Source organism: Flavobacterium sp. TMP13 (assembly GCF_050847115.1).
Lineage (GTDB): Bacteria > Bacteroidota > Bacteroidia > Flavobacteriales > Flavobacteriaceae > Flavobacterium.
Genome location: NZ_CP193656.1, coordinates 64849 through 88533, shown reverse-complemented (window position 1 = coordinate 88533; position 23685 = coordinate 64849). Strand labels below are relative to the sequence as shown.

Sequence of the window (23685 nt, the reverse complement as noted above, 5' to 3'; positions counted from 1 at the left end):
GGTGAGGTGATTATATGAGTTGAATAGCCAAACATTTGATATTGAATTACAATTAAATTTGAATTCTTATTTTTAATGGTATTGCATTAGTTGTAAAAGCAAGAAAGGGAGTTCAGGAACTCCCTGTTTTTCTTATTTAGAGAGATATAGATAGCCGTCTTTTTTATTGCTTATTGTCGTACCACTTCCATCAACAGAGGTGAAGTTTAAAATGTAGAAATAAGTTCCGGTTGGTAACCCATCACCCTTTTTAATAGTAGTTCTGCCTCTAGATGTTCCATCAAAGTAATTGCTACTATTGCTGTAATTTTTAGTTTCGAAAACTAATACTCCCCAACGATTGTAGATCTCAACATTATTTTCTGCATAACAATTTGTTTCGTCGATATTGTCGATTGCAAAATAGTCGTTTGTACCATCGCCGTTAGGAGAAAATGCATTGTGCACCAATACAGTTCCGCAAGGCAAAACTTTGCAATCATCATTAATCTGTACGCTTATTAAAAAGATTTTAATTCCTGTTTCTTCAATAATTTTATATTCAAAAACGTACGTACGAATTTCTAATTCAAATGCGGATAATAGAGAGCCATTTAATGCATTTGATTGCTCTGTATCAGTCCACGTTCCATTAGTAGAAGTTCCTGACGGCAATAAATTTGACAAATCTGTAACTGAAGTGTCTGCATTACAAGCGTCGCCTGTGATTTTTAGCACCTCATTTTGTATCACTTTTATAGTGACAGTTGCCGTGTCGCAATTGGCAGAATTTAGAATTTCACAGATTTGGTACGTTAAAGTGTAAGTTCCTGCAGGAGTTCCTTGTTTTACATCAACAGAACCATCCGGATTCAAGGATAACATTCCAGTCGCATCAGCAGTAACTAAATTTAAAGTCACATTTTGTTGGATAACTGGAATTTGGTTTAAACGATCATTTGTCAAAACATTCAAGACATTTTTAATTCCACTAGTTGCATCAACTGAATCTTTTGAATCATCAACAGCGTCAATAATCATTTTACTTTGGTTGGCCGTAACGGTATCACTTCCATTTATTAGGGTATTACTTGGACTAAGACCTTCAGCAGTAGCGATATTTGTCACCGACTTATTAATTAAGTCTTGTTGTGTGACAGTATAACTTTGACTGTATTCTTTAGATTTTTGACCTGGTTGTAATTCTTCGATAGTCACATCAAGACCTGTTAGTGGATCTTGAACACGTATTTGATGAAGAGTTACATTTCCAGTATTTTCGACAACAATCGTGTAAAGAAGTATATCACCAATTTTACTGAAGCTACTAGTCAAAGTATTTTTTATAACTTTTAAACTCGGATTTTGGTTTAAGTCAGTAGTCGTACAATCAGCACATTCATTAGTAAGAGGACAATTTGTACAAGGGGTCGGATCTGTAGAAGTAGCCGTAATTAAATTTCCTTTCGGATCGTAGCTCTTTACCGTTGCAAGGTTGTAAACAATTCCGGCATCAATGTCTTTTTGTGTAATGATGTGCGAAGCAGTGAATGTTGTGCTGTTTGTTTCGCCAGCAGCAAGCGTATCAATCGCTTTATTAGAAACAATAGCATTGTCATCAATAATTGTAAGGTTTATAAGAGTTACATTTCCTGTGTTTTTTACTACGAAAGTATAGGCCACTACATCACCAATATTTGTGATTCCGTCATTGTTTGAATCAATATAAGTACCTTCTTTAGTAATGCTAATTCCAGATTCAGTAATAGTATAATTGTAATTTACAGTACAACCTTTCGAGTCTTTTATTGCTACACTGTAATCTCCTTTATATAAGTTCGAAATATCTTTAGTAGTCTCATTATTGGACCATAAATACGTGTATATACCGTCATTTCCGCCAGATACAGTTAAATTTATAGCTCCTTTCGAACATCCCATACAATTGATATTGTTGGTGATGACAGCAGTGGCACTTAATGAAGTAGTTGGTTGACTAATAGTAACGATGAATGGCTCGGATGAGCAGCCATTAGCACTAGTGGCAGTAACGGTGTAGATCCCTGCTGATAATTCTGTTAAGTCTTTAGAAGTGGAATAGGCAATATTATTTTTTGTCCATGCGTAAAAATTAGCGCCTGAGTTTTCTGAAGATGTAATAGTTATTGAACCATTGTTTCCATCTAAACAATAAATGTCCACTTTAGATGAGAGAGAGATGATAGGAACTGTAGTATCAAGAGTGGTAGTTGCACAAGTAGTGGCTGTACATCCATTCTCATTTGTTACAATTACAGCAAATTTATCAGCAGTTGTCACAGTTATACTTGGAGTTGTTTCTCCATTAGACCATAAATAGCTGGTTCCGCCGCTTGCCGTTAAAATTGTGCTTGGAATAGTACAATTCAATTCCAATCCATCGCTACTAGTTATTACAGCTGGAGGAACTGTAGTATCAAGAGTGGTAGTTGCACAAGTAGTGGCTGTACAACCGTTATCATTTGTTACAATTACAGAAAATTTATCAGCAGTTGTCACAGTTATACTTGGAGTTGTTTCTCCATTCGACCATAAATAGCTGGTTCCGCCGCTTGCCGTTAAAATTGTGCTTGGAATAGTACAATTTAATTCCAATCCATCGCTACTAGTTATTACAGCTACAGGAACCGTAGTATCAAGAGTGGTAGTTGCACAAGTAGTTGCTGTACAGCCATTCTCATTTGTTATAATTACAGAAAATTTATCAGCAGTTGTCACAGTTATACTTGAAGTTGTTTCTCCATTTGACCATAAATAGCTGGTTCCCCCGCTTGCAGTTAAGGTCGTGCTTGTAATAGTACAATTCAATTCCATTCCGTTGCTACTAGTTATTACAGCTACAGGAACTGTAGTATCAAGAGTGGTAGTTGCACAAGTAGTGGCTGTACATCCATTCTCATTTGTTACAATTACAGAAAATTTATCAGCAGTTGTGACAGTTATACTTGGAGTTGTTTCCCCATTAGACCATAAATAGCTGGTTCCGCCGCTTGCCGTTAAAATTGTGCTTGGAATAGTACAATTCAATTCCAATCCGTTGCTACTAGTTATTACAGCTACAGGAACCGTAGTATCAAGAGTGGTAGTTGCACAAGTAGTGGCTGTACAACCATTCTCATTTGTTACAATTACAGAAAATTTATCAGCAGTTGTCACAGTTATACTTGGAGTTGATTCTCCATTTGACCATAAATAGCTGGTTCCTCCGCTTGCAGTTAAGGTCGTGCTTGTAATAATACAATTTAATTCCAATCCGTTGCTACTAGTTATTACGGCTACAGGAACTGCAGTATCAAGAGTGGTAGTTGCACAAGTAGTTGCTGTACATCCATTCTCATTTGTTACAATTACAGAAAATTTTTCAGCAGTTGTGACAGTTATACTTGGAGTTGTTTCTCCATTTGACCATAAATAGCTGGTTCCTCCGCTTGCTGTTAAGGTCGTGCTTGGAATAGTACAATTTAATTCCAGTCCGTTGCTATTAGTTATTACAGCTACAGGAACTGTAGTATCAAGAGTGGTAGTTGCACAAGTAGTGGCTGTACAACCGTTATCATTTCTTACAATTACAGCAAATTTTTCAGCAGTTGTGACAGTTATACTTGGAGTTGTTTCTCCATTCGACCATAAATAGCTGGCTCCGCCGCTTGCAGTTAAGGTCGTGCTTGTAATAGTACAATTTAATTCCAGTCCGTTGCTATTAGTTATTACAGCTATAGGAACTGTAGTATCAAGAGTGGTAGTTGCACAAGTAGTGGCTGTACAACCGTTATCATTTGTTACAATTACAGCAAATTTTTCAGCAGTTGTGACAGTTATACTTGGAGTTGTTTCTCCATTTGACCATAAATAGCTGGTTCCGCCGCTTGCAGTTAAGGTCGTGCTTGTAATAGTACAATTCAATTCCAATCCGTTGCTACTAGTTATTACAGCTACAGGAACCGTAGTATCAAGAGTGGTAGTTGCACAAGTTGTGGCTGTACAACCATTCTCATTTGTTACAATTACAGAAAATTTATCAGCAGTTGTCACAGTTATACTTGGAGTTGTTTCTCCATTTGACCATAAATAGCTGGTTCCTCCGCTTGCTGTTAAGGTCGTGCTTGGAATAGTACAATTTAATTCCAGTCCGTTGCTATTAGTTATTACAGCTACAGGAACTGTAGTATCAAGAGTGGTAGTTGCACAAGTAGTGGCTGTACAACCGTTATCATTTGTTACAATTACAGAAAATTTATCAGCAGTAGTCACAGTTATACTTGGAGTTGTTTCTCCATTTGACCATAAATAGCTGGTTGCGCCGCTTGCAGTTAAGGTCGTGCTTGTAATAGTACAATTCAATTCTAGTCCTTTGCTACTAGTTATTACAGCTACAGGAGAAAGTTTAATAGTCAACTTTACAGGAGTTCTTTTTACTGTAGTACAACTTCCGTCGGATACTTCTGCATAATATGTTGTGGTTCCAACACCAATTTGAACTGGATCATTTATAACTGCTCCACCCGTTTCAAGTAAATACCATTTAATTGTTCCACTTGTTGTCGTAGCAGTAGCGGTTAATTTTTGTGTTGCTGTACCGTCGCTACATTCGGTCTGATCACTTGCGATTGGAGGTGTGTCGATAAAATAACCAAACCATACTTTTTTATTTGGATCGGTAGCTGTCGGTGTACTATCAGTATCACTAAAACTACAAAACAGTTGATAGGAGTTGTTATTCGACTGGTAAATAGCGTCTGGGTTAACGCTGTACGATTGATTTAATGTTAGAGCTGTTTCATTATTAAATTTAAAATAGGTGCTGTTTCCAGGAATTAACTTTAACGCATTTTCTTTGTTTACAACTGTTCCCGAACTATTTATCGGTTCACCAGCGCTATTTACGGCGTAGTAAATGATTTCGATAGATCCTTTTCCGCCACTTACTTTAGGGATAGTAAAATTATTTGGAGTTTTTTGATTAGCAGTAGTATTGCCATTAACATCGGTATAATCCATATAGGTTTGCTCATTGGCATCGTATAAAAGAGTCGGATTGGTATTTGGAGCCAGTGTTACAAAATAGTTCATATTCTCTCCCAGTTCTGAAACAGTTCCAATATTCCATGTAATTTTCCATTTTATCAAATTACTATTTCCGCTTGAAGGAACATTGGGATCATTTAACACAGAACCATTTTGCGTAAAATTGATAGTTCCTTTTGAAATAACAACATCACCAGTATCAACTGGTAAAACTGAAAAAGAGGGAACAACATTAGCATCTAAAACAATATAACCACTCATTGGATCTGTTAATATTGCATTTGTTGCAGCATAAGAGATGTTCGAGCGTATGGCCGAATAAATATTTTGAATGTTGCTCGTATTTGCAGGGTAATAACCTTTACTTTGAGATTTTTGCAACGTTTTTTCTGCCTCTCCTCCCGCACTTACTCCAAAACCTATTGTATAAACGTCTACACCAGAATTTATAAGTAGAGCTGCTTCGTAAGCGGTTGGTATTCCATGATTACCGGCAATTATATCGTATTTTTCAGCGCCACAGCTTATGTTTTTAGAGTATAAAGCAAACTTAAAATTAGAACCATTTCCTGTAACATTAAGATAATTGCTAGCTGACACTGTTAAATGATCTCTTTCAAACGACTCTCTAACGATACTAAAATTACTTTTATTCTCACAATTCATGTCGATATTTATTGATGGAGTAGATTTATAACTGTACGTAGGTTCTCCATCTGATAACAATATCACTACCTTTTTACTTGCAACACTTATATCCATTAAACTTCTGGCAGCGTAAAAACCTCCTTGTAAATTAGTTCCTCCTGCGGCACTAATACTATTTATCGAATTGAGTAATTGTGACCTATCGTCAGTAAAGGAATGATCTATTTGTGGAACTCCACTTGATTTTTCACTATTAATGGTAACAATGGCTACACGAATTCCGGTTGAGTTGGTTAAAAGTTCATTTACAAATTTCTTCGCGGCTTCTTTGGCAGTTGTTATTTTTGAGTTGGATTCCATACTGCCAGAATCATCAATTACAAGAACAACATCAGTAGTCTTAGGAATGTTTTTTCCTTCTACCATAACATTAATTTTCCATTTATCAGGAAAGGTTGTTGCGTGTGCTGTTTTTTCGATATGAACTGCGCCAGCATTCGGCCATTCTAAGTTTGTAGTATTTACAGCTTCCCTTTTAAACCTTGAAGTGCTAGATCGCATTAATTTTGCATCGTTACTGGGAACCGTTAAAGCAGGAATTGTTCCAACATAAACAGGTCCGCCAAGATTATCAGGATCGGTATCAGATTGCGAGTAAATCGTACTGGTAAAAAGAAATAATAATAATAGTAGAGTAGTTTTCGTTTTCATACAATTGCTTTAAAATTTATTACCAAGGTTTGGTACTAATAAAAATTTTCTGTTATGTTTTTTCATAGCATGCGCCTGAAAAATTAAACCACATATCAAAAACATTTCGTTTAACAAACTACTTTAAGTAGGTGTAAATTCAGCAATTTGCACTTTGGAGAAGTTTAAATTTTATCGCTGATACTAGCTTGTTATTTTTCAGAATCAAATGTATATAGACTCATTTAATATGCTGATTATTCTCTACAACTAACCTGAAAACTCGATTAAAGACTCTTTTTTTGTTAAATATTTCTAAGATTCAAGCCCATTTTACTACAATACTACTATTTTCTCTTAAAAATATGTGAAATGTTATTCTTTACTAGATTTAAAATAGTACAGATAATCAATTGATTTTTAAGTGTTTATTAGTTTATTTAGCGCTTTTAAATAGTATAGATTAAAAGCAAAATTGCTCGATAAACGGCATCTAAGCTTCTGAACGTTTTTTTACGTTAAAAGTTTATTTAACAATAATCTAAGTTGGCACGAACAAATATAAACCGTATCTTTTTAGACTTATAAATAAAATTACTAAAAGGAATTAATCTTAAATTTTCAGTAAAAGTATATCAGACTAACCTATTCTTTTGTAAATTAGACTTTACCTTCTTTTTTTAAATAATTATTAATTAAATGTTGTTTTCTATGAAAAACTTAATTCTAATTCGTCATGCAAAATCAAGTTGGGAAGCACCGTTGCAAGATTTTGATCGGTCATTATCAATAAAAGGAATTTCAAACGCACATATAGTTTCGAGTGGTATAGCAGAATTTTTGCCTAAAACTTATATTATATGGAGTAGTCCCGCATCGAGAGCCAAAGAGACGGCACTTATATTTGCACAAAACCTTTCATATCCTATCGAAAGTATTCAGTTTAAAGAAGATTTATATACATTCGATCGAAAACAATTAGAAAATGTGATCAAATCGTGTGATAATAGTTTTGAGAGCGTTATTCTTTTCGGGCATAACGAGGCTATTACGAAATTTGTTAATAAATTTGGGGATGTTTTTATCGAAAATGTTCCGACTTCGGGTGTTGTATTTTTACAATTTGAAGCATCAAGTTGGAATGAAATAGAGAAAGGTAAAACCAAAAAAATTATTTTCCCAAAGGATTTAAAAAAAGTATAGTGCACGAACAAAAATATATAGATAGAGAAAAAAGTTGGTTGTCATTTAATGCTAGAGTACTCCAAGAAGCTGCTGATGAAACCGTTCCTTTACTCGAAAGATTACGCTTTTTAGGAATTTTTTCGAACAACCTTGACGAGTTTTTTAGAGTACGTTATGCTGCGATACGAAGGTTGAGTTTGTCAGGTATTTCGGGTGAGAAATATTTGGGAGGAATCTCAGCTCAAGATTTAATTAAAGACATAACCGAAATCGTAATTCAGCAACAGTCGGAGAGTTTGCGCATTTTGAGTATTATTGAAACGGAACTCGAAAAACAAAACATTTTTATAATCAATGAAAATGAAATAAACTACGATCAAGAAGAATATTTAAAAGACTATTTCAACCAAAAATTAAGTCCAGAATTAGTTACGATTATTTTAAATGATTTAGCCGAATTTCCAGTATTAAAAGATACTGTAGGCTATCTTGCTGTTCGTTTAGAGATGAATAAGAACGATGAAATTCGTTATGCAGTAATTGAAATTCCGATGACGATCAATCGATTTGTCGTATTGCCATCAGATAATGAAAAGCAGTATTTAATTTTAATTGATGATGTAATTCGACACAACCTCAAAAGTATTTTTAATATTTTCGATTATAAAAGTGTATCGGCGCACATGATCAAAATTACTCGTGATGCCCAGTTAGAAATAGATAGTGATTTGAGTAAAAGTATGCTCGAAAAAATATCTACTAGCGTAAAAGACAGACGAATTGGCGAGCCTGTTCGCTTTATTTATGACCAATTAATAGAAGAAGACACGCTACAATTTTTCTTAGAAAAGATGAAAATTGTATCTTCAGATAGTATTATTCCAGGCGGAAGGTATCACAACAGAAGAGATTATATGAATTTCCCTAATTTAGGGAGATTTGATTTATTGTACTCCACAAATGTTCCTTTGCCCATTCCAGGATTAAGCTTAGAAGGAAGTATTTTAGAAAGCATTGGTAAAAAAGATTATTTGTTAAATGCTCCTTATCAATCGTATTCTTACGTGACTAAATTTTTGAGAGAAGCAGCTCTTGATCCAAAAGTGGTATCGATAAAAATTACGTTGTATAGATTGGCAAAGAATTCGCAAATTGTGTCTTCGTTAATAAATGCAGCCAAAAATGGTAAAAAAGTAACCGTTCAAATTGAGTTGCAAGCGCGTTTCGATGAAGCTTCTAATATTTCATATGCAGAGCAAATGCAATTAGAAGGAATCGATTTAATTTTTGGAATAAAAGGCTTGAAAGTACACAGCAAAATTTGTGTCATCGAACGATTAGAAGATGAAAAAATCATGAGATATGGTTTTATTTCTACAGGAAATTTTAACGAAGCCACCGCAAAAATTTATACTGATGTTACTTTATTTACGAGTCACCAACAGATCTTAAAAGATATTGCGAAAATTTTCGAATTTTTTGATATCAATTATAGGGTGCACCGATACAAGCATTTAATTGTTTCTCCACATTATACACGCTCCAAATTTGTAAAACTAATTGATCGCGAAATTTTACACGCCTTAGCAGGTCGTAAAACCTTCATTAAGTTAAAAATGAACAGTTTATCTGATTTTAAAATGATAGATAAATTGTATGAAGCCAGTAATGCAGGGGTCAAAATTCAGTTGCAAGTCCGTGGTATTTGTTCCTTAATTCCTGGAATACCTGGAATGAGCGAAAATATTGAAGCTATTAGTATAGTAGATCATTATTTAGAGCATACACGAGTTTATATTTTTGGTAATGCCGGTTTGAGTGAAGTTTATATTTCTTCAGCCGATTTTATGACTAGAAATTTAGATGGTCGGGTAGAAGTAACTTGCCCGATCTACGATCAGTCCATTAAAAATGAACTAATTGATAATTTTGATTTGGCGTGGAAAGGAAATGTAAAAGTACGCTACCATTCATATAAATTGGATAATAAGTATAAAGTTAGAAACCACCATCCAATTTTTAGAGCACAATTCGAAACCTACAAATATTACCGGGATAAGGTTGATGTTATCGAAGAAATTCTTTAAAAAAATAGTTCATTAAAACTTTTTAAATCATAGACATGATTAAAATTAAAAGATATGCAGCGATCGATATTGGTTCTAATGCCATGAGATTGTTGATTACCAATATAGTAGAACAGGAAGGTAAAGAACCTCAATTTAATAAAAGTTCGTTGGTTCGTGTGCCGATTCGATTGGGGCAAGACGCTTTTACAGTAGGTGAAATTTCTCCTGAAAACATTGAAAGAATGACCGATGCGATGCGCGCTTTTTATTTATTAATGAAAGTGCACAAAGTCGAAAAATATATGGCGTTTGCGACCTCGGCAATGCGTGAAGCCTATAACGGTAAAGAAGTTGTGGCGCACATTAAGAAAAAAGCGGATATAAAAATCGAAATTATAGATGGTAAAAAAGAAGCCACAATTATAGCTTCTACTGATTTACACCATTTATTAAAAACTGATCAAACCTATCTTTTTGTAGATGTCGGTGGTGGAAGTACCGAGTTCACCCTTTTTTCTAACGGAAAAATGGTCAACTCCAGATCGTTTAAAGCCGGAACTGTACGTTTGTTAAATAATATGGTTTGTGATTTCGTTTGGGATGAAATTGAAAAATGGATCAAAAAGAACACGGAAGATTATGAAGAGGTAACATTAATTGGTTCGGGCGGAAACATTAATAAATTGTTTAAAATGTCTGGTAAGCCGCAAGAAAAGCCGCTTTCTTACATCTATGTTAATTCACAGTATGCTTTTTTAAATACGTTAAGTTACGAGCAGCGTATTTCTGAATTAGGATTAAATCCAGATCGTGCCGATGTTATTATTCCTGCAACCAGAATTTATTTGAATGCGATGAAATGGAGTGGAGCCCGGCAAATTTACGTACCAAAAATTGGACTTTCAGACGGTATAGTAAAAGCAATGTACTACGAAAAGATTTAAAGTACGGTTAACTGCGAAACCACGTTTTTTTTATTTAAACTCGTGGCTTCGTATCTTATAAAGACGTAAGTAGTAAAAGAAAGACATATAAAATTACGACTGCAAATCCAAACCAAAAGTAGTTCGCAATAATTCAATATTGGGGTTAATTTCCATCAAACGATTGTATCGATCTTGATCGTTAAAGCTACGTTTACTCTCAAAACTTTCATTCACAATAACATCAATCGTAATGTCGTGGTTGTGTAAATGTCCTTTTAAATGCCCTAATAAACCATGGATTTGACCTTCAAAATCCAGTTTAGAACCTTCATTGGGTAATTCTAGAGTAATTCTACTTTCACCTTCTAATTTAGGATCATTGATCAGTAATAAAGACTCCATAATTCGAAATCCTTTTTCTCCCAAACGCTGCGCATATTTGTTCCAGTGCAATAACATTTCAGTTTCAGTGAACGATTCTGTCGGTAAAGTTGTCGTAGGTTTTACATAATTTCTAGAACTTTCTTCTAGCGCTCTTTTGGCGCGAATACTGGATAAAGAAAGTGCAGAGACTTTAGGTTTACTATCAATGGGGGCTGGAGGAGTTACTATTTTTACTGGCTCAGGAACAGTTTTATTTTCGGTTGCTTTGGCTGCTAAATTTTCTTCTGTAGTTAATTGTTTATGTGAATCACCAGAATTTATCTCTTTAACAGTAACAGGACTTTCATCTTGTTTTGGACTTTCAACGATAGAATAACTATTATTTCTAAAATAGGTTGGAGGAATTATAAATTGTTCAGCTTTTTTTTTTCTCCATCAAAGGTGATAGAGGCTAATTGCATTAAAGTAAGTTCAACTAAAAGTCGCTGATTTTGACTGAGTTTGTATTTTAAATCACAATCGTTGGCCATTTCAATTCCCTTCAAAAGAAAACTAGAGCTGCATTTTTGTGCCTGAATTCCGTATAATTTTTGCGCTTGTTCTCCTACTTCTAAAAGCTCTAGCGTAATTGGATTTTGGCACACTAATAAATCTCTAAAGTGTGAAGCCAATCCTGCAATAAAATGATGACCGTCAAAACCTTTGGCTAAAATTTCATTGTAAGCCATTAATAAATCAGGAATTTTATTTTCTAAGATTAAATCCGTTACGTTGACATATGTTTCGTAATCTAAGACATTTAAGTTTTCGGTTACGGCCTGACGTGTTAAGTTAGTTCCGCAGTACGAAACTACACGGTCAAAAATCGACAAAGCATCGCGCATGGCGCCGTCTGCTTTTTGCGCGATAATATGCAACGCATCATCTTCAAATTCTACACCTTGACTTTTTGCAACTTCAGCCAAATGTTCTTTGGCGTCTTTTACGGTTATTCTTTTAAAATCGAATATTTGACAACGTGATAGAATCGTCGGAATAATTTTGTGTTTTTCGGTAGTAGCCAAAATAAAAATGGCGTGCTTAGGTGGTTCTTCCAATGTTTTCAAAAAAGCATTAAAAGCTGCTGAAGACAACATATGTACCTCGTCGATAATATATACTTTATATTGACCAGTTTGTGGTGGAATTCTGACTTGATCAATTAAGTTTCTAATGTCATCAACCGAGTTATTCGAAGCTGCATCTAGTTCAAAAACATTAAAGGCAAAATCTTCGGTTGGATCGTCGTAACCAGGTTGGTTAATTTTACGAGCCAAAATACGTGCGCAAGTTGTTTTACCAACGCCACGCGGACCTGTAAATAAAAGCGCCGACGCTAAATGGTTGCTTTCTATAGCATTCAACAAAGTGTTTGTAATGGCTTTTTGTCCTACAACATCCTTAAATGTTTGTGGACGATATTTACGAGCCGACACTACAAATTGTTCCATAAAATCCTTTAATTGAGTAGCAAATATAGATTTTAATTTAAAGAAAAAAAAATGTGACGATTGAAACATTTGAAGTCTTTTACACTTCATTTCAGTTGCATCTGTAATTGCTTATTTCAATTGCAATTTTAGCAAAAAATGACTTTATATTGTTGTAGACAAGTAAACAATTAAATTACCTTTTAACTGTATTTTAAGCATTTGCATTCAAAAGTAAATAGGCATGCTAGTCGTTACGATATGTAATTACTAGTTTGTGGCATTATGACATTTTAGCAGCTATTGCTCACGTAGAATGTGGGAGGTTTAATTTTGGTAAATATTTAATTTTGTTTTAAGGAAACTTTTGGAATGTTTTTTGTTGATTTACCTTTTGTTATCAGTGAAACTCAGAATTCTAAAAACAAATATTTTTTTTTTAGACTTTTTTAGATCTAAAGTTTTACAATCGCTTGTTAAAAATCGACTCAAAATGAAGCACATCGCACTATTTATATTTTTTCTTTTTATTGGTATTCAAAGCAATGCTCAGTTTGAGTCAAATTCAAAATTCAAACCTATTCCACCTGCAAATATGGGCGTGCCTATTAACAAAACAAAACCGAAGGAACCAGAGCCAGAACCAAGTTTTGCTCCCGAAATGCCGAGCATTAAAGCGCCAAATGTTTTTAATAGTACAAGTATAATTCCGAAACAACCACAAACATCGACCTATCAAATTGGCAAAGAAAAAAGCAATTTTAGTATGTCAACCGAAAATGGTTTTGCAAATCCTGGCGACCGTTATGTAGCCGGGATGGAAAAAGATTTAAATAAGAGTTTGCGAGCAGAAGGATTAAAGGAAGGTCGTGGCGAATTAGTAAAGCGCAACATCGATTTTGGGCAGATTAAAACAAAATCAAAATATTTTATTATCAAGCTCAGAGATTTTGGAGCGATCGATGGTGATTTAGTCAAAGTATCTTCGAATTCTAAGGTAATTGTTGCGCAGTTATTTTTAGAAAGTGCTTTTAGAGAAGTAAAAATAATGCTCGATCCTGGCTTTAATAAGATGGATTTTGAAGCATTAAACATCGGAACTTTGGGAGGGAATACTGCGGAAATAAAAATCTACGACGATCAAAATATATTAATGGCTAATGATTACTGGGACAATTTAGCGACTGGTTTTAAAGCGTCTATTTTAGTCATTAAGGAAGAGTAAACTTTTACATTTAGCGGCTTTAGCTTATTATAAAATATGCCACACAATCGATTTCCACTTTGCTTTTTGCAACGGAGTCTTATTCAGTTGATGTAGGATCCCAAAAAAGTAAAGGTTGCATGCTTCAATATCAATTTAATACTTGATTTTTATAATTACGTGCAAATTTACATTTGCGGTTTGTTATGCTGTAATAGTATCTTTTACATGATCAGGAGGTCATTCTTTTATTGTAGAATACTACGGGATCATTGCTGCTACAGTCGTGACGACTAAATAATAATAAGGAGTTTGTTTTTTTTTTTTCAATCTTTTTTTAAAAATTTGACTTGTTTAAAAGTACAGGAATTTTGTTAAAGAATTTGATTTTATAATAGAGGAATGGTATTGTATTTTAACCTCTTACGACCGCAAATACATACGGTAAAAAAAAATATTGTTTTTTCATAGTTCGGATTTTTCAAATTCGAATATAAAAAGTAATTTTGCGCGCATGCAACACAACGTACTTATTTTAGATTTCGGATCGCAATATACTCAGCTTATTGCGCGTAGAGTTCGCGAATTAAATATATTCTGCGAGATTTTTCCTTATAATCATTTTCCAGATGATTTATCAAGTTATAAAGCTGTAATTCTAGGAGGAAGCCCTTTTTCTGTAAGAGGAGAAGATGCGCCACATCCAGATTTATCTCAAATTAGAGGTAGATTGCCTTTGTTGGCAGTTTGTTACGGAGCACAATACTTAGCGCACTTTAGTGGTGGTGAAGTAGCAGCTTCGAACACTCGTGAATACGGTAGAGCAAACTTGTCATACATTAAGGAGGATGAAACTTTTTTTGAAGGAATTTCTCCAAACAGTCAAGTTTGGATGAGTCACAGTGATAGTGTCAAAACGTTACCAACCAATGGTGTAAAGTTAGCAAGCACGCATGATGTAGAATTTGCTGCTTACAAAATTGAAGGTGAAACCACATATGCAATTCAATACCACCCCGAAGTTTTTCATTCAACTGAAGGAAGCAAAATGTTAGAGAACTTTTTGGTGAAAATTGCCGAAGTTCCTCAAAACTTTACTCCTAATGCATTTGTTGAAGAAATGGTGGGCGAATTAAAAGAAAAACTAGGCGACGACAAAGTTGTGTTAGGACTTTCTGGTGGAGTAGATTCAACTGTAGCAGCTGTTTTATTACATCAAGCGATCGGAAAAAATTTGTATTGTATTTTTGTAAATAACGGATTATTACGTAAAAATGAATTTCAAAGTGTATTAGATCAATACAAAGACATGGGATTGAACGTAAAAGGTGTAGATGCTGGAGACCGCTTTTTGTCACAATTGGCAGGAGTTAGTGATCCAGAAACCAAACGTAAAATTATCGGACGCGTTTTTATTGAAGTTTTCGATGATGAATCACATTTATTAGAAGGTGTAAAATGGTTGGCGCAAGGAACTATTTACCCAGACGTTATTGAATCGGTTTCGGTAAAAGGACCGTCTGCAACTATTAAATCACATCATAATGTTGGTGGATTGCCAGATTATATGAAATTGAAAATTGTAGAACCGCTTCGAATGTTGTTTAAAGACGAAGTTCGTAGAGTAGGAGCGTCTTTAGGAATTGATCCAGAATTATTAGGTAGACATCCTTTTCCTGGACCTGGATTATCAATTAGAATTTTAGGAGATATTACGCCAGAGAAAGTTCAAATTTTACAAGATGTTGATGCTGTTTTTATTGATGGCTTAAAATCGTGGGGATTGTACGATAAAGTTTGGCAAGCGGGAGCAATTCTGTTGCCTGTAAATAGTGTAGGAGTTATGGGTGATGAGCGTACTTACGAAAAAGTAGTAGCGCTTAGAGCTGTAGAATCTACCGACGGAATGACTGCTGACTGGGTACATTTACCGTACGAATTCTTAATGAAAGTTTCAAACGATATTATTAATAAAGTAAAAGGTGTGAACCGCGTAGTTTACGATATAAGTTCTAAACCGCCCGCAACAATAGAGTGGGAATAATAATATTTTTAAAATTAAGGCGTTACATTTGTAGCGCCTTAATTGTTTAAACCTACCACACATGAGACAAAAATTAACAATTTTATTTGTTTTTTTATCGCTTTTTAACAAATTATTCAGTCAAGAGTCTGTTGTCGAGCACAAAATTAAAAAAGGGGAAACAGCATATTTTATAGCCCAAAAATATAAAGTTTCTTTAGAAGACTTATACCAGTTAAATCCCAACTCTCAAAACGGACTGGTAGACAATCAAATTATACAAATTCCCGTTCATTCGATACCAAACAATTTAACTAAACAAACTCATACTGTTGCGCCCAAAGAAACACTTTTTGGACTCGCAAAACAGTATCAAATAAGCGTTAATGCACTCGAAGAAACTAATCAAGAGATTTTAGCTAGCGGCTTACAAATCGGCCAAGTTTTAGTTATTCCTAATTCAAATCTTAGCGTAAAAGAGAAGCGTAATTCACCTGCACCTATAAATAACTCCAGTCGAATGGTACATCAAGTGATTGCCAAAGAATCGTTATTTAGCATTGCGCGTCAGTACAATGTTTCGGTTCAAGATTTAGAAAATCAGAATAAAGAGGTGTTACTTGGAGGCTTGCAAATTGGTCAATCTATTTTTATTCCCAATAAAAAGAAAACCTTAGATGGTCGAGTGCGTGTAATTAATCATGAAACTATTTTTCATGTGGTCGCTCCAAAAGAGACAAAATATGCTATTGCTAAAAAGTATGGCATTACTATTGAACATTTAGAAGCTCAAAATCCAGAAATTATCAATGGTTTGATTGAAGGAAATAAGTTAGCCATTAATATAGACGAAATAAAACCGGCTAATGATACCGAAGAATTAATGTTGGTTTTGGCTGAAAAGCAAGTAATTGCCGAAAAGTCTAAGATTAAAGCTGCGGAACTCGATGATATGAAGGATCGGTTGATTGTTCAAAGAGAAATGAATCAAAAAGTAATTAAAATAAATGATTTGAAGGTTGATTTGAATAAAATTGGTGGTGCTGGATCTGTAGAAAAACTCCGTTTAGTATTGGAAGCGAATAAAAATGTTCAAACTATTTTGATGGCAAAGCTAGATTCGCTTGTGGAGACAATGAATGCTGATTTAGTAGAATTGAAAAAATTACCAGTTCTAAATTTAGCCGAATCTAAAAGGCTAGAAAAAGAATCGTATCAAAGCATTAGACAAACCAATGAGCTGTCACATGACTTGAAAAAAGAGTTGGCTGAGAATAGAAATTCGTATGCTGAAATGATGAATAAAGTTGAAAAAATTGCGGTTGAGGAAAATCAGGAGTATAAGAAAAAAGTGCGAAGCAACGAAAAAAATAAAACAGGCGAAACGCTAATGCAACGCTTGTCTTTTGAAGAAATTAAGCAATTTAAAGTCGAGCAACAAAAAGATGACGCTAAGAACCAGCTTTTATTGGCTAAGTTAGATTCGTTGGATTTGCAAAAACAAATTGAAGTAAAGCGTCATATTAGTAAAGCGACTTTTTACAGTGCAGAAGCACGTACTTTTGATGATAAATTGTCTTTAATTAAATTAAAAAAATACCAAATTAAAGCAGCTGAAAGTCAAAACATTGCGACAGATTCTAGTGCTATTTCAAATTTGAATGCCATAAAAACAGTATTAAAAGCCAATCCGCTACTAAACCAAAACAGTTTGAAGGTTGAAACGTTGGATAATTTAAAAGAAGTTACCGACGGCTACTATTTAGTTTTAGGTATCTTTACAGAAGCAAAAGAACGCGATGAATTTATTATGAAGTTGATTGATGCAGGCGATTTTAATACCAGTTTCTTTTTTAATGTAAACAGCTTGAACTATTATGTATATTGTGATGATTACGATTTTATAGAAGAAGCGTTGTATAAGTTGAAACAGAATGAAAGTCAGCCGCTTTATAAAAATGCATTTGTGGTCAGCTCGCAGCTTTACAAGTAATAACAAACAATTAACAAAATAGTTTTACAAGCAATTCTTTAGAAATACTACCTTGTTTACTATTTTAAAAAATAAAATTTTTAAAATTTTTATGAAATACTTTTCAATAGTAATTGTCAGTGCCTTACTGGTTTCTTGTGCTGCTTTTTCGCAAGACAAGACTATTAAGCACACCGTGTCCAAAGAGGAAACAGTCAATCAGATTGCATTAAAATATCAGGTCACTCCGTACGATATTTACCAATTAAATCCAGATGTTCGCAATGGTTTAAAGCCAGGAACTGTTTTACTTATTTCAAAAAGTCCTTCTAAAATTGCTACAACAAAAGAAGAAGCTTCTAAAAAAGTAAAGAAAGCTATAACTCATGAAGTACAGCCAAAAGAGACGTTGTACGGCATTGAGAAAAAATATGGCGTTAGCGACGAAGCGCTGAAAAAAGCAAATCCTTTTTTGGAAACAGATGGGCTGCAAATAGGACAAACGATCGTTATTCCTGTTGTTGGTGCGCCTGCCGAACAAATAAAAAAGGATAAGAAAAAAGAGAAAGAATCGTACGTTTATCATGATGTCGAGCCAAAAGAAACGAAATATTCTATTGCAAAAAAGTACAATACTTCAGTACAAGATTTAGAAAGTAGAAATCCAGCGGTAATTATGAATTTACCAATTGGTTTTCGATTAACTATAAAAGGAGCTCCTCCAAAACAATACGATAGTACTGTTTTGAAAACGGAAGAGGTACATACGAAACCAGCTGCGCCTAAGCCAGAATTAACTGATTATCAAGTTAAGCCAAAAGAGACTTTATACAGCTTGTCTAAAAGTTTTGGATTGTCGCAAGATGAATTAATTGCTTTAAATCCTGCTTTATCAACTGGCGTTCAAGAAGGAATGTTATTAAAAATTCCCGCAAATGCGACTGCTTTTGTTTCTCAAGATTATGCAAAAGAAACGTCTGTTTTGACTAAAAAAAGCAGTATGAACGATCGAAAGCAAGTTGCTTTGTTGTTGCCTTTTAATATTTCGGCATTAGAAAGTGATAAAGACAATTCCTTACAAGATCGATTAAAAAGAGATAAGTTTTTAAACATGACGCTCGATTTTTATTCGGGTGCCTTGATGGCTATTGACTCCGCAAAAGTGTTAGGATTACCAATTGATGTTTCCATTTTTGATTCGCAAGAAAATAAAAATGGTTCGAATGTGTCTCAAATTTTACAACAGAATAAATTGCAAGGAGCAGATGCTATTATTGGTCCATTCTATCAAAATAATGCAGAAACTGCAGCCAATTATTTGAGATTGTACAATGTTCCTGTGATTTCGCCATTGTCGAAAGACAGAGCCAATCCGATTGATAATTTGTATCAAACCGTTCCAACAAATAATGTAGTTAAAAATGCAATGTTTGATTATATGCGAAGTAAAAGTGGAAACATACTTGCAGTGGTAGATCCTAAAAAAGAATCTATAATTCAGTACATCAAAACGTTTCAAAGCGGTATTCCATTCGCCAGTTTTTCTAGCGGAGGTTCTTTGGATGCTGCAAGTATTACTCGATTATTAGTTCCTGGAAAAATGAATTATGTAGTAATGGAAACCGGAAATACATCGATGATAAAGACAACCATCAGAACTTTATTGGATGCGATGAAAACGCATCAGGTTCAATTGGTAATTTTAGAACCAAATGAAACTTTAGAAACCGATGAAATTAACTTTACTAACTTAACAAAGTTACGTCTAATGTATCCGTCGGTAAATCGAAAAAATGAATCGGATGGAGCTAAAAATTTCAGAAAATCGTACAGAGTTAAAAATAATATCAGTCCGAATACTTTTGCAACACGCGGATTTGATGTGACGTTTGATACCATGATGCGTTTAGCACAAGGCGGAAGTTACCAACAAACAGCGAATGCAGTGACAACAGAACAAGTAGATAATAAATTTCAGTTTTTTAATAAAGAAGATGGTGGACACGCGAATAGAGGAGTTTACATTTTATATTACGATACTGATTTAACCATAAAAGAAGCCAACTAATGACATCAAAAGTAACGTACCTAGGTGATTTAAGAACATCATCTATACATTTGCAATCGGGTAACGAAATTATTTCGGACGCACCAATAGATAATAATGGAAAGGGAGAAGCTTTTTCTCCAACAGATACGGTAGCCAATGCTTTGGCAAGCTGCATGATGACCATTATGGGAATTAAAGCACGCGATTTAAATCTAGATTTAAAAAACACTACTGCCGAAGTAACTAAGATTATGAACGCCGAGCCAAGAAGAATTGGAGCTATCGAGATTGTATTTGATATGGTTGGAGTAGCAGAGCAGAAGAACAGAACGATGTTAGAAAGAGCCGCGGTAAAATGTCCGGTTTATTTAAGTCTGAATGACGCCATTGAAAAGCGCATTACGTTTAACTGGAAGTAATTTTAGAAGAGATTATTCTTTAAATAAAAAGGGTTATGAAAAATTTTCATAACCCTTTTCCGCATTTATAAATAACCTAACCACTACGTTACCTATTCGGCAAATTTCAAACCTTTAATTTTATTCCAGCCACCACGAGTAAAATCAGGAATTTCAACTGGAGCAGAACTATTATCAAGTGAAATTGCAGTTAATGGTGCTAAACAAGACCATTCTGCTAAATCGTATACATCCATATCTAAAGGAAGTCCATTTTGAAGGCAATAGATTAAACGGTAGTCCATGATAAAATCCATTCCGCCGTGACCACCTACTTTTTTTGCTTGTTCTTCTAATTTCTTAGCAATTGGGTGTTTGTATTTTTCCATTAATGCTTTTTTAACCTCTTCTGGAACAAAACTATGTGCCGTAAGATTTTCGTGATTTGGAGCAATGTCAGCGCCAATCGCTTTCGAGTCTAAAGCATAACCTTCTTGTGGATATTTGTTTGCGAAACCTTTTGTACCACTAATTTGGTACATACGGCTGTATGGACGAGGAGAAGTTACATCGTGCTGAATCTGAATTGTTTTTCCCTTTTCAGTGCGAATCATAGTCATTGTGTGATCTCCGTTTTTGAAATCTTTTACGTCTTCTCCTGTTTTTTCTTTAATGAAGGCAGGATTTCCAACGGCTTTAGTATCCATAGAAACTAAGTAATTCATTTTGTCACCACGGTGAATGTTCAAAGCTTGGCAAGCTGGTCCCATACCGTGAGTTGGGTAGATATCTCCTCTGTGTGATTTGTTATAATCCATTCTCCAATTATCCCAATAAGCTCCCCAAAATGGTTGTAAACCATGGATATAAGCTCCTTCAGCATGAAGAATTTCTCCAAACAAACCTTGCTGTGCCATGTTTAATGTGGTTAATTCAAAAAAGTCATATACGCAGTTTTCTAACATCATACAGTGCATACGAGTTTGTTCAGAAGTATTGATTAAGCCCCAAATTTCATCCATAGTCATGGCACCAGGAACTTCAATAGCGACATGTTTACCATCTTTCATTGCTTGAATTCCCATTTTTGCGTGGTTTTTCCAATCGGTCGCAATGTAAATTAAGTCTACATTTTTTAAAGCTGTTACTTTTTTCCATTCGTTTTCACCATAAAATTCTAGTGCTTTCGGAAGACCTGCTTTAGTCAAAATTTCGTTTGCTTTTGATGTCTTTTCTTGAGTCATATCACAAAGTGCGACAATTTCGACACCAGGAATGTGTGTCATTCGTTCTACTGCTCCAGGGCCTCTCATTCCTAAACCTATAAAAGCAATTCGAACGGTTGGTAATGGTTTGGTGGCAAGCTGAAGTACGTCTGTTTGTCCTTTTGAACGGGTAGGAGTCTTGGTTTTCATCATCTGAGCCGATGCTACAGACCATCCAAACAATAGGCAAGCTATTGCGAGAGATTTCAAAAATTTAGTTTTCATAATTTAATTTATTTGTTTTAAATTCAACTTAGTGCTGTTTCTTAGCGTAATTTTATTCAACTGTATATCCAATAACTATAAGTCTATGGAAGTTTGTTGAAATCAATTTCAGGTTTTTTGTTTGTTAATTCTCTTTTAAATGTACTTTTTGGTTCTGTAAAATTGGTAAAAAACCCACCGTTTTTTAGATAAAATTCATTGCTGGTTAAACCGCCTGAGTAATCCATTCTATAACCTTGTATGGCCGTGTTGTCAACAGAAAAAGAGGCCGTGTTTAATTCTTGCCAATTTCCTTTTTCGTCACAGATCCATTGATTGGCAAACATTGCTTTTCTAGAAAGATCGCCTTGTTCTGGTATAAAATTTTCTAAGAAAGAATGTACTCTTTTTAAATAGGTTTTTGTTTGTGGTCTATTAAAGCTTGCAATTAATTGCCATTTAGCCAATTCGGGAGCATAAAAATAGGCGGTGAAGTTTGTCGAGTTATCGCTTTGTGGAGTGCCTCTTAATAAAAATTTATAGGTAGCTCCAGCTTTCCAATTGTATTTCAAATAACTTTGACCTCCAGAACCCTCATTTCCAAATTCGCCTGTGGTTACTTTATCTCCTTTTTTTAGTAATTTAATTTTGTGTGATTCCGGAATGCTTTTCGGATCATCTGTTGTAAACGGGCTCCAAACAGAGAACAAAATGCGTCTTTCTGTTTTCGAATTGACTTGAATACCAAAATAACCTTCTGCAAAACCATTCGCCATATAATAAGAACCAATTATATCATCGCCTTCAGGTACTATAATTTCGTTGTAAAACCATTCGGCATTTTTGTTTTCTGGAAGCGGATAATTTAGATGTACTGATGGTCCGCGTCTTCCCCAATGAAAAAAGTTTCCTTCGTTATTAGGGACGTAAGCAATCGTTCCGTCAAATTCTGAACTGGCAATACTTATTTTTGCAATCGTTGGAAATGTAGCATCTGTCTTGCTAATGCCTTTTATAAGTAAAGCAACATAGCCAGCTTTGTCTATTGCCCAGTTTCCAATGGTTATTATATTTGTATTAGAAGCGTTAATTTTTAGCAGCTTAGACTTCTTATTTATAGTAAATTCTAATTCAGCTGTTCCAGTATTTAGAGTGTAATCTTCTAAAGCAATTTGAAATATTCCTGGTTTAGAAACTCTAAAATACAGTGTAAAATATTCGTCTGGATTCGACCAGTTTTCTACACCATTATCTGTAATCGTTCGGTTTCCGTCAATATGTTTAGAGCTGTATGCATTTCCTGCCAAAGGCACTGAAATTTTTGTTGTTGGTGCTGCTATTGGAGTCAAATCGCTCTCAGTCAACTTGTTTTTAAAAGTACTCGAAATGTTTCCGCAAGATAATACGGAAAATAAAATTACAAATAAAACTACTATTTTTTTCATTATACAATTGATTTGGTTTTTTAAAGTAGCCTTTTTTAATTTACAATAACCCTTCTAAATTCCCCAATATCAGAAGGGTTAAGGAACTAAATTATAAAACGTATTGCTATGGGTTTTGCGTCAATTTACCTGGATAAGCATTTATTTCTGATTGCCGAATATAACGAACCACTCTTAGGCGATTGGCAGGAATATCGACCATTGGCATGTGCGGACCAGAATAATAACGCATCATTGTTTGACCGTTTCGATCAACGTCATACACTAATTGTGCTTGAAAAGCCCTTTCTAATTGACGTTCTTCATCGATTAATTGTAGAAATTGGCAATGAAGTGCTCGTCATTTTCATGGTCTTTAGCGACAGGGCTGCCATCCAAAAATTTAAGAGTTTCGTTTTGTGTAATATATTCATGCTTCAAAATATTTTAATTTTAGTTATATGATTTTTATTCGTAACTGGGCACAATTTGAGAAAAACTATACCCAAGGTTTGATAGAGTCAATTATTGATTATTTGTAGATTTTACTTAATTTTTTGATTATCGTCTGCAATTATAACATTAAATATGATAATTTTCTAGAAATCAGAAGCTTTAAAATAGTTCTCTTTAGGTCAATAACTCTTTTGAACAGGACTAAACTATATATTAAAAGTTATTTAACCAAATAAAAAGCATTAAAATGTGTTCGAACACATAAATTTTGTGTT

The 23685-nt window shown here is 34.4% G+C and carries 15 protein-coding genes; 9 read left to right on the top strand and 6 right to left on the bottom strand.

The features are described 5' to 3' along the window. Positions 1-132: 132 nt before the first annotated feature. Positions 133-6402, bottom strand: coding sequence for a DUF7507 domain-containing protein (locus ACRASX_RS00365; protein WP_432222037.1), 6270 nt, complete (start codon positions 6400-6402; stop codon positions 133-135). Positions 6403-7092: 690 nt separating this feature from the next. On the opposite strand from ACRASX_RS00365, the gene ACRASX_RS00360 reads away from it, so the two are divergent. Genes ACRASX_RS00360 through ACRASX_RS00350 form a run of 3 tightly spaced genes read left to right on the top strand, consistent with a single transcriptional unit; the run spans position 7093 to position 10579 of the window. Beyond that, a complete protein-coding gene (locus tag ACRASX_RS00360; RefSeq protein ID WP_066305508.1) occupies positions 7093-7584 on the top strand; it encodes a SixA phosphatase family protein in 492 nt (163 codons plus the stop codon). Further along, entirely contained in the window at positions 7584-9653 is a 2070-nt protein-coding gene (gene ppk1 / locus ACRASX_RS00355) for a polyphosphate kinase 1 (RefSeq protein WP_066305507.1), read from the top strand. Before ACRASX_RS00360 ends, ppk1 begins: the two co-directional genes overlap by 1 nt. 35 nt (positions 9654-9688) lie before the next feature. Beyond that, positions 9689-10579 (top strand): Ppx/GppA phosphatase family protein, encoded by an 891-nt coding sequence (locus ACRASX_RS00350; protein ID WP_432222036.1) that lies wholly within the window; start codon positions 9689-9691, stop codon positions 10577-10579. A gap of 93 nt (positions 10580-10672) precedes the next feature. On the opposite strand, the gene ACRASX_RS00345 is transcribed toward ACRASX_RS00350, so the two are convergent. Continuing rightward, a complete protein-coding gene (locus tag ACRASX_RS00345) occupies positions 10673-11020 on the bottom strand; it encodes a DNA polymerase III (protein ID WP_082706519.1) in 348 nt (115 codons plus the stop codon). 79 nt (positions 11021-11099) lie between these two features. On the opposite strand from ACRASX_RS00345, the gene ACRASX_RS00340 reads away from it, so the two are divergent. Continuing rightward, on the top strand, positions 11100-11321 hold the full coding sequence (locus ACRASX_RS00340; RefSeq protein WP_432222035.1) for a hypothetical protein: 222 nt from the start codon (positions 11100-11102) through the stop codon (positions 11319-11321). A 28-nt stretch (positions 11322-11349) separates the two neighbouring features. Here ACRASX_RS00340 and dnaX read toward each other — a convergent pair whose 3' ends face one another. After that, positions 11350-12435: a DNA polymerase III subunit gamma/tau gene (dnaX, locus tag ACRASX_RS00335; protein WP_066305495.1), complete on the bottom strand. Its 1086-nt coding sequence runs from the start codon at positions 12433-12435 to the stop codon at positions 11350-11352. Positions 12436-12907: 472 nt separating this feature from the next. On the opposite strand from dnaX, the gene ACRASX_RS00330 reads away from it, so the two are divergent. The 5 genes from ACRASX_RS00330 (at position 12908) to ACRASX_RS00310 (ending at position 20082) form a co-directional block, all read left to right on the top strand. Beyond that, positions 12908-13639, top strand: a complete 732-nt coding sequence (locus tag ACRASX_RS00330; RefSeq protein ID WP_432222034.1) for a hypothetical protein — start codon at positions 12908-12910, stop codon at positions 13637-13639. 493 nt (positions 13640-14132) lie between these two features. Further along, a complete protein-coding gene (gene guaA / locus ACRASX_RS00325) occupies positions 14133-15662 on the top strand; it encodes a glutamine-hydrolyzing GMP synthase (RefSeq protein WP_432222033.1) in 1530 nt (509 codons plus the stop codon). Between the two features lie 61 nt (positions 15663-15723). After that, entirely contained in the window at positions 15724-17634 is a 1911-nt protein-coding gene (locus ACRASX_RS00320; protein ID WP_432222032.1) for a LysM peptidoglycan-binding domain-containing protein, read from the top strand. 91 nt (positions 17635-17725) lie between these two features. Continuing rightward, positions 17726-19681, top strand: a complete 1956-nt coding sequence (locus ACRASX_RS00315; RefSeq protein ID WP_432222031.1) for a LysM peptidoglycan-binding domain-containing protein — start codon at positions 17726-17728, stop codon at positions 19679-19681. Continuing rightward, positions 19681-20082, top strand: a complete 402-nt coding sequence (locus ACRASX_RS00310) for an OsmC family protein (RefSeq protein WP_432222030.1) — start codon at positions 19681-19683, stop codon at positions 20080-20082. Before ACRASX_RS00315 ends, ACRASX_RS00310 begins: the two co-directional genes overlap by 1 nt. Positions 20083-20174: 92 nt before the next feature. Here the strand turns inward: ACRASX_RS00310 and ACRASX_RS00305 are convergent, their stop codons facing one another. The 3 genes from ACRASX_RS00305 to ACRASX_RS00295 form a co-directional block, all read right to left on the bottom strand. Further along, positions 20175-21551 (bottom strand): Gfo/Idh/MocA family protein, encoded by a 1377-nt coding sequence (locus ACRASX_RS00305; RefSeq protein ID WP_432222029.1) that lies wholly within the window; start codon positions 21549-21551, stop codon positions 20175-20177. 83 nt (positions 21552-21634) lie between these two features. Then, entirely contained in the window at positions 21635-22975 is a 1341-nt protein-coding gene (locus tag ACRASX_RS00300) for a DUF3472 domain-containing protein (protein ID WP_432222028.1), read from the bottom strand. A gap of 106 nt (positions 22976-23081) precedes the next feature. Continuing rightward, a complete protein-coding gene (locus ACRASX_RS00295) occupies positions 23082-23240 on the bottom strand; it encodes a hypothetical protein (protein ID WP_432222027.1) in 159 nt (52 codons plus the stop codon). Between the last annotated feature and the right edge of the window lie 445 nt (positions 23241-23685).